The organism is Caballeronia calidae, from assembly GCF_900044055.2.
GTDB classification, from domain to species: Bacteria; Pseudomonadota; Gammaproteobacteria; order Burkholderiales; family Burkholderiaceae; genus Caballeronia; species Caballeronia calidae.
Genome location: NZ_FCOX02000033.1, coordinates 16,147 through 29,795 on the forward strand (window position 1 = coordinate 16,147; position 13,649 = coordinate 29,795).

Annotated in this window: 12 protein-coding genes; 2 read left to right on the forward strand and 10 right to left on the reverse strand. The window is 64.2% G+C overall.

All coding sequences use genetic code 11. The features are described from left to right. The first annotated feature begins 123 nt into the window (after positions 1-123). Entirely contained in the window at positions 124-621 is a 498-nt protein-coding gene (locus AWB78_RS25815) for a plasmid fertility inhibition factor family protein (RefSeq protein WP_232477880.1), read from the forward strand. Between the two features lie 87 nt (positions 622-708). Here AWB78_RS25815 and AWB78_RS25820 read toward each other — a convergent pair whose 3' ends face one another. Then, positions 709-1,710 (reverse strand): LysR family transcriptional regulator, encoded by a 1,002-nt coding sequence (locus AWB78_RS25820; RefSeq protein WP_062608805.1) that lies wholly within the window; start codon positions 1,708-1,710, stop codon positions 709-711. 959 nt (positions 1,711-2,669) lie between these two features. Between AWB78_RS25820 and AWB78_RS25825 the strand changes: the two genes are divergently transcribed. Then, positions 2,670-3,518: an aldo/keto reductase gene (locus AWB78_RS25825; RefSeq protein WP_062608806.1), complete on the forward strand. Its 849-nt coding sequence runs from the start codon at positions 2,670-2,672 to the stop codon at positions 3,516-3,518. Positions 3,519-3,530: 12 nt separating this feature from the next. On the opposite strand, the gene AWB78_RS25830 is transcribed toward AWB78_RS25825, so the two are convergent. From AWB78_RS25830 to AWB78_RS43850, 9 genes are all read right to left on the reverse strand, one after another. Next, a complete protein-coding gene (locus AWB78_RS25830) occupies positions 3,531-3,950 on the reverse strand; it encodes a hypothetical protein (protein WP_062608807.1) in 420 nt (139 codons plus the stop codon). Between the two features lie 92 nt (positions 3,951-4,042). Next, positions 4,043-6,112 (reverse strand): ABC transporter ATP-binding protein, encoded by a 2,070-nt coding sequence (locus AWB78_RS25835; protein ID WP_062608808.1) that lies wholly within the window; start codon positions 6,110-6,112, stop codon positions 4,043-4,045. Then, positions 6,109-6,969 carry an ABC transporter permease gene (locus tag AWB78_RS25840; protein ID WP_062608809.1) on the reverse strand — a complete coding sequence of 287 codons (861 nt, stop codon included), beginning with the start codon at positions 6,967-6,969 and terminating at the stop codon, positions 6,109-6,111. The genes AWB78_RS25835 and AWB78_RS25840 overlap by 4 nt, the downstream gene beginning before the upstream one ends. Continuing rightward, a complete protein-coding gene (locus AWB78_RS25845; protein ID WP_062608810.1) occupies positions 6,966-7,973 on the reverse strand; it encodes an ABC transporter permease in 1,008 nt (335 codons plus the stop codon). The genes AWB78_RS25840 and AWB78_RS25845 overlap by 4 nt, the downstream gene beginning before the upstream one ends. After that, positions 7,974-9,635, reverse strand: a complete 1,662-nt coding sequence (locus AWB78_RS25850) for an ABC transporter substrate-binding protein (RefSeq protein WP_062608876.1) — start codon at positions 9,633-9,635, stop codon at positions 7,974-7,976. A 144-nt stretch (positions 9,636-9,779) separates the two neighbouring features. Next, positions 9,780-10,262: a cupin domain-containing protein gene (locus tag AWB78_RS25855; RefSeq protein WP_062608811.1), complete on the reverse strand. Its 483-nt coding sequence runs from the start codon at positions 10,260-10,262 to the stop codon at positions 9,780-9,782. An 88-nt stretch (positions 10,263-10,350) separates the two neighbouring features. After that, a complete protein-coding gene (fusA, locus tag AWB78_RS25860) occupies positions 10,351-12,456 on the reverse strand; it encodes an elongation factor G (protein WP_062608812.1) in 2,106 nt (701 codons plus the stop codon). A 215-nt stretch (positions 12,457-12,671) separates the two neighbouring features. Then, entirely contained in the window at positions 12,672-13,109 is a 438-nt protein-coding gene (locus tag AWB78_RS25865; protein WP_062608877.1) for a DUF192 domain-containing protein, read from the reverse strand. A 293-nt stretch (positions 13,110-13,402) separates the two neighbouring features. Then, positions 13,403-13,615, reverse strand: coding sequence for a hypothetical protein (locus AWB78_RS43850; RefSeq protein WP_074173537.1), 213 nt, complete (start codon positions 13,613-13,615; stop codon positions 13,403-13,405). Between the last annotated feature and the right edge of the window lie 34 nt (positions 13,616-13,649).

The following is a 13,649-nucleotide window of genomic DNA, read 5'->3' on the forward strand; positions in this document are numbered from 1 at the left end:
TCGCGTCTAGGGTGTAAAAGTTTATCTTGTTCGAGCGCCTGTTCAGCGATGTTCGTTCGAGCCGTTGTCAGCGAGGCACGCGCGCACGGGGCGCGCTCCGCAGTCTTCTTCTTATTGCCGAACATGGACACGATGGTTGCGCCGACCGCCGCAGAAGCGGTCTGGATCGTCAGGCTCCAGAGCCATCCGCAGTATGACTTCGTGCGCCTGAAACGGGTTTTCAGCGAGTACGGTTCGCGCCATCAGGTCGTGCTCGTCGACGTGAGAAAACTCCTCGAATGCGCCGATCGCGATGACACCGACTACGTGCTCAAGGCCGTGGACGACTGGCACGCGGGCAAGGTGCGCGGCATCCGCGAGTTTCTCGACCCGGATAATCCCCGCGTGCCGGAAATGCCCTACGTGACCATCAGCGTGCGCCGCGCGCCGGGTCTGCTCGGGCTGCTCGGCGTGCATAGGGATGGGGTCGTCGCGTTCCGCAACGGACAGCATCGGGCGCGCTACATGGCTTATGCCGGGGCGCTCTGCATGCCGGTCGAAGTGCACGAACGCGAGGCGCCCTTGCTGCGCGCGATGTGCGCGGCACCGGATGCATCGAGTTCGGAGTACGGGGAAATTTGAGCGTTGCGTGCGCCGTGCTGGATAGCGCGGTGCTCGTCATCGAAGCGGGCCGGACGGCAAGGTTGCCGTGCCGGCCCGCGTGCGTCTTCAGTTCGCGGTGGCCGATGCGTTGCGCATCGTTTGCACGGGCATGATTGACGGCGGCATGGACTGCCGGACCACGTCGTCGGGGCGCGCGCCGTTGCCGGTGAACTCGCGACTCAGATAGTCCAGTGCATAGTCGATGAAAAAACGCGTCTTGGCGGGCAGATATTGCCGTCCCGGATAGACGATCGACACTTTCATGTCCGGGTCGTCGATCGTGTACTCGGGCAGCATGCGAACGAGCGTGCCGTCCTCCAGATCCGCGTGCACGATCCCTTCGGGCAGAATCGAGACGCCCATGCTCCGCAGCGTCGCGAGGCGGACCATCAAGCCGTTGTTGACCGTGTACACGGGCGCGAGCGTCACCTGTTCGGCGGAACCGAGACGATGGCGGAAGTGCCAGGTCTGACTGCGCATTTCGCTCGGCAGTCCGACCGATGCCAACGTTTGCAGATCCGTGGGCGAAGCGGGCATGCCGTACTCGGCGATAAACGCGGGCGTGGCGACCGGGACGAGCGCGTTGGTGCCGACCGGCCGTTCGATGAGCGCCGTGCTCGTCACCATGAACGCCGTCACGATACCGACGTCATATCCGTCCTCGACAAGATCGACATGACGCTCGGCGAGCGTCAGGCGAACGTTGACCTTCGGATAGAGATGGCGAAAGCCGTCGATGAGCGGCGTCAGCGTGAGAAGCGAGAGCGCGCTCGACGCGACGACGCGCAACGTGCCGCTCGGTTCGCCTTCGGTATGCGTGACCGTGGATTCCAGATGGTCAAGCTCTTCGAGCAGCGCGCGGCAGCCCTCCAGATAACGGGTGCCGGCTTCGGTGAGAGACAGATTGCGGGTAGTGCGGTTGATGAGACGCGTTCGGAGGTGCGCTTCGAGCATCGCAATTGCCCGTGTGACGAGCGCATTCGAGACATCGAGTTGTTGAGCCGCGCGGCGAAAACTTTCCGTATCCGCCACGCGCACGAAGACGCGCATTGCATGGATCTGGTTCATCTTGTTGCCCTCTCAGTTGTGCCACAGTTTCCAGACCCATCGCCCGGTGTCAGACGTGTGTCCAGTTATTGACCGACGTGTGAATTGATAATATTGACATGATGAAAATATTGCAATGACTAAATCGAGAAATTTTTGCAGAAACAGGTTCCCTTGGTGCGGGCGATTATCCCCACGTCCTTATAAAGCGTGGCTTCCAGCGTTGCTGCTTAGCGTCATTCCTAATGCGACCGCTGGACTCGTGCCAACCCGTCGATATATGTTTTGCGGCGCGAAAAGGCGGCGACGGTCATTGAATTTCTTATGATATATCACGTGACCACTTAATAGGTCGAACTTTCTGTCACGAAGATGGCAGAGTCGAACTTCATATATCAGCAAAATCAATTGAAGATTTTTTTTATTGATTTGAAGTTCTGATAACGGTCCTTGTGATCAATTCGAAGTTTAGGCGAGGATTTATTGCAGTTAAGTGCTCTGAATCGCCGCGCATTAAAAAAGAATTGTCGACACAGCGTTATGGAATCTGTTTGATTACAACCCTGGATTGCACCCTTTTCGAGTCTCGCAATTGGTTATTTCATCGGTTCGTTCAAACGCGGTCGTTTCGGCCAAAGGCGTTTGCGGCGCGCACATCATCGCGGTGACTTTTCGACGAAGCGCCGCACGCGTTTGCCTGACCTGAAAGAGATTGCAATCACGCTTTTCGTCTTTGCGCCGGTTCACCGCACCGCAATTGTTCGCGAACATCGGACTCGGCTGGCGGCTACGGCTGCGCTGGTCATCGTCGAAGTCGGCGGCCCGCCGAATGTCCAGGTCAAGCGGGCGGACGTGATGCTCCGCGCGCGGCACCCGCCGTTGCGCACGGCGTCTTCGTCGCGCGGCTGGCGGGCTGGCCGGCGCGAAACGATGGCGTGCTCCTTGCGCCATAATCGGCGGACACACAAGGAGGCTCTTTCATGGCGCAATCCAGTCCGACGACCGTCACGCTTCCCAACGGCGAAACCATCCCGAAGCTCGGCCAGGGCACCTGGGAAATGGGCGAGCGCCCGAACGCACGCAAGAGCGAAATCGCGGCGCTGCGCGAGGGCGTGGAGCTCGGCATGACGCTAATAGATACCGCCGAGATGTACGGCGACGGCGAAAGCGAAAAGCTCATCGCCGAGGCGCTCGGAGACCGGCGCGACGCGTTGTTCATCGTCAGCAAGGTGTATCCGCACAACGGCAGCGAGCGCGGCGTGCAGGCCGCGTGCGAGCGCAGCCTGAAGCGCCTGAAGACCGATCGCATCGATCTTTATCTGCTGCACTGGCGCGGCGGCGAGGATCTGGAAGGCGTGGTCGCGGGCTTCGACAAGCTGAAGCGCGACGGCAAGATTCGTCACTGGGGCGTCTCCAACTTCGACACCGACGACATGGAAGAGCTCTTTTCGCTCGATGGCGGCGACGCCTGCGCGACCGATCAGATTCTCTTCAACGTCGCGCGACGCGGGCCGGAGTTCGATCTCTTGCCGTGGCTGCGCGAGCGCCGCATGCCCGCGATGGCCTACAGCCCCGTCGATCATGCGCGTCTGCCGCGCGGCGGAGCGCTGGAAAGGATTGCGGCGGCGCGCGGCGTGTCGGCATTTCAGGTCGCGCTCGCGTGGGTGTTGCAACAGCCCCAGGTGTTCGCGATACCGAAAGCGGCCGACGCCGCCCACGTGCGCGAGAACCGCGCGGCGCTCGACCTTCGGTTGTCCGCCGACGAACTCGCGGACATCGATTCGCAGTTCAAACCGCCGAAGGCGAAGCGCTCGCTGGAGATGCTTTGAGGTTGCTGCGGATCACGTGCACGCGTGATGCGCATGCACCGAACCGAGCACGGCGACTTCGGCGGGCGTGCGTTTCAGATCGGTTTCGTTGACCTGCTTCGCGTCGGCGAGGAAATCGTCGACGATCGACGAGACCTTCGTGTCCGTCAGGCACAGCGACACGCGCTTCGTCTCGGAATCGGGCAGCGACGCGCGCTGCGACAGGAACAGCACGCCGTACTGATAGCCGCGCACGATGCCGCGCACCGCGCCCACGCATTGTCCTTGCGCCGTGTTGTCGGACTTCGCGGCGCATTGCTGCGCGAGCGCGTAGGCGGAGAAAGTGGGATCGGCCGCGCCGGGCGCCGGGGTTTGCGGCGCGGTTTGCGCGTGCGCGGCCATCGCGGCGCCGAAGGTGAGTGCGCAGAGCGCGACGGAAAGGGCGGGTTTCATCGATTGAATCCTCGTTGTTTTGGACATGAACCGATGAGAGACGCGCGGCGCCGCTTTGGTTCCGATGAAACGCCGCTTCGCCTTGCGCGAGCTCAGCTTGCCTGCCGCTGCAGCGCGCGCAGTTCGTCGACGGGAATGTGGCAGTGAATCGCGTGGCCGTCGCCGGCGTCGCGGCACGGCGGCGTCTCGGTCTCGCAGATCTCGCCGATTTTGCGCGGGCAGCGCGTATGAAACACGCATCCCGATGGCGGATTCGCCGCGCTCGGCAATTCGCCCGACAGCCGGATGCGCTTCGCATGCGTTCCGTCGATCGATGGCACCGACGACAGCAACGCTTCCGTGTACGGATGCTGCGGGCCGTCGAAGACCGCGGCCGCGCGCCCGATTTCCATGATGCGCCCGAGGTACAGCACCGCGATGCGATCCGACAGATAGCGCACCACATGCAGATCGTGCGAGATGAACACGTAGCTCACGCGCCGTTCGCGCTGCAAGTCCGCGAGCAGGTTGAGGATCGCGGCCTGCACGGAGACGTCGAGCGCCGATGTCGGTTCGTCGCAGACGACGACGCGCGGGTCGCCCGCGAACGCCCGCGCGATCGCGACACGCTGCTTCAGCCCGCCCGACAGTTGCCGCGTGCGCGCGCCGAGATAGCGCTCCGGCAGGCGCACGGCTTCGGTCAGCGTATGCAGGCGTTCCTCTTTCGCTTCGCCGCGCAGCGCCGCGAGCTTCGACAAGGAACGCGCGATCAGGCGCCGCACCGAATGCGCGCGGTTCAGCGCGGAATCGGGATTCTGGAAGACGATCTGCAGCGACTTCACCTGTTCCTCGCTGCGCCGGGTCACGCGCTCGGGCAGGGTCGCGCCGTCGAGTTCGAGCGACGCGCCCTTGTCCGGCGACACGAGGCCGAGCAGCAGTTTCGCGAGCGTGGTCTTGCCGCTGCCCGATTCGCCGACGAGGCCGAGCGTTTCGCCTTGCACGAGATCGAGCGAGACATCCTGAACGGCGCGCACGTCTTCATCGCCGACGCGGAAGGTCTTCGACAGATTGCGCGCCGATAGCGCGAGCGGCCGATGTCCGCCATCGGTCATCGGCATCGGGGCGTCGTCGGCGGAGCGCGGCAGCGTTTCCGCGCGCTCGTGATAGTGACAGCGCGCCATCTGGCCGCCGTGCGCCGACGCGACGCGATACGGCGGCGGCGCGTCCTTCAGGCAGCGTTCGTCGGCGAGCTTGCAGCGCGGCGCGAAGATGCAGCCCTGCGCGATCGAGCCCGGCAGCGGAAGCGAGCCGGGAATCGTGTCGAGACGCCCCGTCTCCTTGCCGCGGCCTTCGCGCGGCAGGCAGCGCAGCAGGCCGACCGTGTACGGATGGCGCGGCTTCGCGAACACATCGGCGGTCGCGCCTTCCTCGACGAGCTTGCCCGCGTACAGCACGCCGACGCGATCGCACATGCGTCCGATCACCGCGAGGTTGTGGCTGATGAAGAGCACGGCCGTGCCGAGCTCGGCACGCAATTGCGCGATGAGGTCGAGCACTTCGGCTTCGACCGTGGCGTCGAGGCCGGTGGTCGGCTCGTCGAGAATCAGCAGTTCGGGATTGCACGCGAGCGCCATCGCGATGACGACGCGCTGCTGCATGCCGCCCGAGAGTTGATGCGGATAACTCTCCATCACGCGTTCGGGCGAGGCGATGCGCACGCGCCTGAGCATCTCGGCGGTGCGGGACAGCGCTTCGTCGGCGGAGGCGCCCGTGACCTCGAACGCTTCGGACACTTGCCGCGCGATCGTCAGCGACGGATTCAGCGCGCGTCCCGGATCCTGATAGACCATCGACACGGCATTGGCGCGCATGCCGCGCAGCGCGTCGGCATCGAGCGAGGCGACGTCTCGCCCCGCGATCGCGATGCGGCCCGCCTTCACGCGCCCGTTGCGCGGCAGGTAGCGCAGCACGGCGAGCGCGGCCGTCGATTTGCCGCAACCCGATTCGCCGACGAGCCCGTACGCCTCGCCGCGCTGCACGCGCAGCGTTACGTCCTGCAGCACTTCGCGCTCGCGTCCGCGCGAGCGATAGGCGACGGTGAGCCCGATGATCGTGAGCGCGTCGGCCTGATCGCCTTTCGCGGCGCCGAACGTGGGGAAGGCCGATGGCGGCGGTCCGTTCATCGGTCGAGCACTCCCTGCACGGCATCCGCGACGAGGTTCACCGCGACGACCAGCGATGCGATCGCGGCGGCATCGAAGACGACGGTCCACCACGCGCCGCCCGCCATCAGCGTGTAGCTTTCGGACAGCGCGAGGCCCCAGTCGGCCGATGGCGGCTGGATGCCGAAGCCGAGGAACGAGAGCGTCGCGACGGCGAAGATCGCGTAGCCGAGCCGCACGGTCGCTTCCACGATGATCGGCGGCAGCACGTTCGGCAGGATCTCCGCGAACATGATGTAGAGCGCGTTCTCGCCGCGCAATTGCGCCGCGAGCACGTAGTCGAGATGGCGCTCGCTCAGCACGGCGGCGCGCACGGTGCGCGCGGTGATCGGCGCGAAGGTCAGGCCGATCACGAGAATCACCGTCGTGTTGCTCGCGCCGACCGCCGCCAGCGCGAGCAGCGCGACGATCACGAGCGGCAGGGCGAGGAGCGCGTCGATCACGCGGCCGATGGCGGCATCGACCCAGCCGTCGAAATAGCCGACGACGAGGCCGATCGCCGTGCCCGCGGCCGTGCCGAGCAGCGTCGCGAGCGGCGCGATCGTCAGGATGTCGCGCGAGCCGACGATCACGCGCGCGAATACGTCGCGGCCGAGTTGATCGGTGCCGAACCAGTGATCGGCGGACGGCGCGCCGAGCGAGTTGAGCGGATCGGACGCGTAGGGGTCCTGCGGCACGAGCCAGTGGCCGAAGAGCGCGCACGCGACCCAGAAGAGCAGGATCAGCACGCCGAGATCGAAAGTCGCCGAGCGCAGCAGCGCGCCGAGCGCTTCGTATCGGCGCGCCTTCGACGGCGGCGTGGCGGTGGCCGTGCTCATCGCGAGGCTCCCGTGCGCAGGCGCGGATTCAGCACGACATAGAGCGCATCCGCGATCAGATTCGCCGCCGTATAGATCACGCCGATGGTCAGCACGCCCGCTTCGAGCATCGGAAAGTCCTTCGCCTTCGCTGCGTTGTAGATCAGCGAGCCGATGCCCTGATAGTGAAACAGCGTCTCCACGACGACGAGCCCGCCGATCATGTAGCCGAGCTGCGTCGCGGCGACGGTCACGGTCGGCAGGAGCGCATTGCGCAGCACGTGCCGCACGATCACGACGCGCTGCGGCAGGCCCTTGAGAATCGCGGTGCGCGTGTAGTCGGCATCGAGCGCCTCGACGGTGCCCGCACGCGCCATCCGCGCGATATAGCCGAAGAACACGAACACGAGCGGCAGCACCGGCAGGATCAGATGTTTCAGTTGCACGAGGATGTTCGCGTCGGCGGGCGCGGTCGCCTCGATCGGCAGCCATTGCAGCCACACGCCGAAGATCAGGATCAGCACGATCGACGACACGAACTCGGGCACGACCGTCGCCGTCAGGCCGCCGATGCTGATCACGCGATCGATCCAGCGCCCGGAATGCAGCGCCGCATACACGCCGCCCGCGATGCCGAGCGGCACCACCACGACGAACGCGAGCGCGCCGAGCTTCGCCGAGTTCCACAGCGCGCTGCCGATGAACGGCGCGACCGGCGCGCGAAACGCGTACGACTCGCCCATGTCGCCGCGCAGGAAGTGGCTGATCCAGCTCGTGTATTGCGTGAGGAGCGGCCGGTCCACGCCCAGTTGATGATTGAGCGCCGCGACCGCGCGCGCATCGGCGAGCGGGCCGAGAATCGCGCGGCCGACGTCGCCGGGCAAAAGCTGGCCGCCCGCGAAGACGATCATCGACAGAAGCCACAGCGTGACGAGCGCGAGCAGGAGCCGCACGCCGATGAAGCGCACGACGCGCCGCATTCTCGCGAAATCAGTGACGCGTGCCGTTGGCGTGATCGTGCTCATCTACGCCGTGACCGTCGCGCGGTCGAACCACATCTGCGAAATGGCGTTGAAACGCACGCCGGAGACGTTTGCGCGCGTGACGATCAACTGGTCGTAGAAGTAGGGGATCACGACCGGCGTTTCGTCGAGCAGCAGGCGCTGGATCTGGCCCGACAGCTTCTTCTGCGACGCGACATCCAACGCAGCGACGAACTGCGCGACGAGCTTGTCGTATTCGGGATTCTTGAAGTGCGCCGCGTTCCAGGTGCCGCCGCTCGTCAGGGGCGCGTTGAGGAACACGTTCGGCACGCCGCGATGCCCGTAATCCGTGATGCCGAGCGGCGAATCCAGCCAGTCCGACTTGCCGAAGGTGCCGGAGCCGTAATACAGATCCTGGCTTTCGACCTTCAACTGGATGCGGATGCCGATCGCCTTCGCCGCGTTCTGCACGACGACCGCGAGATCGGGAATCTCCATGTACTTTTCGGTCGTGAGCGTGACGTCGAAACCGTTCGCGACGCCTGCTTCGCTCATCAACTTCTTGGCTTGCGCGACGTCGATCTTGCGTTGCGGCACGGTCAGATCGCTCGACGGAAACACGGGCGCGAACGGGCTGTCGTTGCCGACCTGCGCGCGGCCGCGGAACAGGCCCTTCACGATGACTTCGCGATCGATCGCGAGCGCGAGCGCCTGACGCACGCGCTTGTCCTTGAACGCGCCCGTGTCGCAGCGCATGTGCATCTGCCGATGCGAGCTCGACTTCGTGCCGAGCACCTTGAATTGCGGATTGCTGAGCATCGCGACGCCGCCCTGCACGGTGAAGTCGCTCATCACGTCGGCCTGGCGGCCTTGCATCGAGAGGAGTTGCGCCTGCTGGTCCGCGTAGAAGGAAAACTGCACGCGATCGGGCAGCGCCTTTTCGCCCCAGTAGTCGGGATTGCGCACGAACGACGCACCGACCTTCGGCGTGTATTTCTCCAGCTTGAACGCGCCCGTGCCCATGAACGACTTCTCGTAGGGCCCGGCGAAATTCGCCGGGAGAATCACGGCGTTATACGTGTTCGAGGAAACGTAATACGGGAAATTGCCGTTGGGGGCATCGAGATGGAACTCGACGGTGTGATCGTCGACGGCCTTCGCCGAGTCCTTCGACAGCACGCCCTTCAACACGGAAAGCGCCGCCGAGCCCGCGTTCGGATCGGACAGGCGGTTGAAGGTCGCGACGACGTCCTTCGCGGTCATCGGCTGGCCGTCGTGGAACTTCACGTTCGGGCGCAGCTTGAAGGTCCACACGTCGCCCTTCGCATTCGACGACCACGACAGCGCGAGCGCGGGGCGCAAGGTGAGATGCTCGCTGTCGTCGTCGATCAGGAATTCGCCCGTCTGATTGATGAGCGCGAGACCGGATGCATCCGTCACCGTGAGCGGATCGACGGCGCCCGCGGGCATCAGATGCGCGACGCGGATCGTGCCGCCGGGCTTGCCCGCGCCTTGCGCACGCGCGCCCGTCATGCCGAAGATGCCGCCCGCCGTCAGCGCGAAGCCGAGTACGCTCGCATGGCGCAGCAGCTCGCGGCGCGTGAGCCGCCCGGCCATGAATTCGTCGATCGCGTGATTGCCCAGCTCGCCCGCGTGCGCGCGCGCCTGTTCGAGGAGATGCGCGTCGGTCGAAGATTTCTTCATCGGTGCTTTTCCGTTGTAGTTGTTCGCTGCCGTCGCCACGCGCGTACGGCTCGACCGCGCCGCTTGCGTTGATTGCGCGGCGCATTCAGGCGCAGATAGCAAGGAGCGCGCCGCATCGTCCTCATGGCGCGCGCCGTGCCCGCTTCAGTGATCGTGAGGATGCTTGTGAATCGGATCGACCCAATAGACTTCCTCGGGCTTCTCCACGGCATCGATGTTCAGATTCACCACCACCGCTTCGTTGTCGCTGCGCACGAGCACGCATTCGAGCGGATCGTCGGTGCTGGCGTTGATTTCCTGATGCGGCACGTAGGGCGGCACGAAGATGAAGTCGCCGGGACCGGCCTCGGCGGTGAATTCGAGGTGCTCGCCCCAGCGCATGCGCGCCTGGCCGCGCACGACATAGATGACGCTTTCGAGCGCGCCATGATGATGCGCGCCCGTCTTCGCATTCGGATGGATCGTGACCGTGCCGGCCCAGATCTTCTGCGCGCCGACGCGCGCCGCGTTGATCGCCGCCGCGCGGTTCATGCCGGGCGTCTGCGGCGTGTTGGTGTCGAGCTGATCGCCCCTGATGACCTTGACGCCGTGTTCGCGCCAATCGATATGCTGATGTGCGTCGCTCATGTCGTTTTCGTCTACGGATATGAAAAGTCCGTTGCCGCCACCAACGGAGCGGGCAACGGACTTCCGATACTACACGTTTAGGCCGCGATCATTTCGCTTTCGAGTTGATGATCGCCTCCGACACGTTCGACGGCGTCTCCGCGTAGTGCTTGAACTCCATCGTGTAGGTCGCGCGGCCTTGCGTGAGCGATCGCAGCGACGTGGAGTAGCCGAACATCTCGGCGAGCGGCACTTCCGCGCGCACGAGCTTGCCGCCGCCGCCCGCGATGTCCTCCATGCCCTGCACGATGCCGCGCCGTCCCGAGAGATCGCCCATCACGTTGCCCATGAACTCTTCGGGTGTTTCCACTTCGACGGCCATCATCGGTTCGAGGAGCACGGGCTTCGCCTTGCGCATCGCTTCTTTGAACGCAATCGAGCCGGCCATGCGGAACGCGTTTTCGTTCGAATCGACATCGTGATACGAGCCGAAGGTCAGCCGCACCTTCACGTCGACGACCGGATAACCCGCGAGCACGCCGGCCTTCAACGTCTCCTGAATACCCTTGTCGACCGCCGGAATGAATTCGCGCGGAATCACGCCGCCCTTGATCTGGTCGACGAACTCGTAGCCCTTGCCCGGATCCGGCTCCAGCGCGATCACCGCATGACCGTACTGGCCGCGTCCGCCCGACTGCTTGACGAACTTGCCTTCGACATCCTCGACCTTGTTGCGCACCGTTTCGCGATACGCGACCTGCGGCTTGCCGACCGTCGCCTCGACGCCGAACTCGCGCTTCATCCGGTCGACGAGAATTTCGAGGTGCAGCTCGCCCATGCCGGAGATGATCGTCTGGCCGGATTCCTCGTCGGTCGCCACGCGGAACGACGGGTCTTCCTGCGCGAGACGATTGAGCGCGATGCCCATCTTTTCCTGGTCCGCCTTGGTCTTCGGCTCGACGGCCTGCGAGATCACCGGATCGGGGAAGATCATCCGCTCGAGGATGATGATGTGAGCCGGATCGCACAGCGTGTCGCCGGTCGTCGCTTCCTTCAGGCCGACCGCCGCCGCGATGTCGCCCGCGCGCACTTCCTTGATTTCCTTGCGCTCGTTCGCGTGCATCTGCAGGATGCGCCCGAGCCGCTCCTTCTTTTCCTTCACCGGGTTGTAGACCGTGTCGCCCGATTCGACCACGCCCGAATACACGCGGAAGAAGATCAGCTGGCCGACGAACGGGTCGGTCATGATCTTGAACGCGAGCGCGGAGAACGGCTCGTCGTCGCTCGGATGACGCTCCGCTTCCTTGTCGTCCTCGGTGTGGCCGAGAATCGCGGGCACGTCGACGGGCGAGGGCAGATAGTCGATCACCGCGTCGAGCATCGCCTGCACGCCCTTGTTCTTGAAGGCGCTGCCGCAGAGCATCGGCACGATTTCATTGGCGATGGTGCGCTTGCGGATCGCCGCCTTGATCTCGTCCTCGGTCAGGCTCTCGTGGTCTTCGAGATATTTTTCGAGCAGGTCCTCGCTCGCTTCTGCCGCCGCCTCGACCATCTTCTCGCGCCACTCGTGCGCGAGCGCCTTGAGGTTGTCGGGAATCTCCTCGTAGGTGAACTTGATGCCCTGGCTGTCGTCGTCCCAGACGATCGCCTTCATCTTCACGAGATCGACGACGCCCTGAAAATGATCTTCCGCGCCGATCGGAATCTGGATCGGCACCGCGACGCCTTTGAGGCGCTCGCCGATCTGACGCTGCACGCGGAAGAAGTCCGCGCCGACGCGATCCATCTTGTTGACGAACGCGATGCGCGGCACCTTGTACTTGTTCGCCTGACGCCACACGGTTTCCGACTGCGGCTGCACGCCGCCGACGGAGTCGTAGACCATGCACGCGCCGTCGAGCACGCGCATCGAGCGCTCGACTTCGATGGTGAAGTCGACGTGCCCCGGCGTGTCGATGATATTGATGCGGTGTTCCGGATAATTGCCGGCCATGCCTTTCCAGAAGGCGGTCGTTGCTGCCGAGGTGATCGTGATGCCGCGTTCCTGCTCCTGCTCCATCCAGTCCATCGTGGCCGCGCCGTCGTGCACTTCGCCGATCTTGTGCGTCACGCCGGTGTAGAAAAGGATGCGCTCGGTAGTAGTCGTTTTGCCGGCATCGATGTGAGCGCTGATCCCGATGTTCCGATAGCGCTCGATGGGAGTCTTGCGGGGCACGTGAACCTCCTGTTGATAGAGTCAGCGCGGCGTGTGTAGCCAACGCGAGAGCGTCGCGCTGAATCTTTTTAGGATAGCGCGTCGGCAGGGTCTTTGCAGGATTCTTGCCAGCTCTTGCAGAGGCGCTTGCACGCCGCGCGCAGGCGAAAAAAAACCGGCGATGACTCGCCGGTTTTCATGTTCGATGCGATGCTCGATGTGCGCTCACTGCGCGCTCACTGCGCGCGTGGCAGGCCCTTGATCTGCATGCCGGGCTTGATGCCCTTCGCGGCGAACCAGCCCTTCGACATTTCGAGCGCGTACACGCCGTTGTTGCGCGGACAGTGATTGTTCTCCGTCTCCGCCTGCATCTCGTCGATGTCGGTGATCGTGCCGTCCGCGCGAATGAACGCGATCGACAGCGGGATCAACGTGTTCTTCATCCAGAAGCAGTGGACGGCATTTTCATTGAACACGAAGAGCATGCCTTCGTTCGGTGCGAGCTTCGTGCGATACATGAGTCCCTGCTCGCGGTCGGCATCGCTCGCGGCGACGGCGGCGTCGATCACGTACATGCCCGCGGTGAGTTTCGCACGCGGGAAATCGGACGGCTGCTTCGCGCCCGGGGGCATCGTCTGCGCCTGCGCGAGCGGCAGCGCGGCGAACGGCAGCATCGACGCGATCACGCACGCGCGGACGAGCGCGGCGATGCGCGAGCGGCGGGCCGAAGCCGTGGAACGGAATGGGGACACCAGGGCACGCAACAACAGCTTCACGACGATGCTCCTCTCAAGACGATCATTGCGCCGGAAATCCGGCGGCCCCGCGCATGTTACTCGATGCGCAGCCGCAGTACACCAAACCCAAAACAAAAGGGCAGATGCCTCGCGGCCATCTGCCCTTCAACGCCGTAAGAACGGCGGTACAACTCGTTCTTGACTTCGCTATACCGCCTCTTACAACGAACTTACTGAGCTGCCGAAGCGGCTTCCGGTGCCGAAGCAGCGGCCTTCTTGTGCGTCGACTTATGGTGCGACGTCTTGTGCGTCGACGACTTGTGCGCCTTGTGAGCCGGTGCCGAAGCAGCAGCCGGAGCAGCAGCAGCCGGAGCCGAAGCTTCTTGTGCGAATGCAGCCGTTGCGAACAGGCCAGCGACGAGAGCAGCGATCAGTTTGTTCATCTTGTGAATCCTCAGCTTGAGTAAATTAACCAAA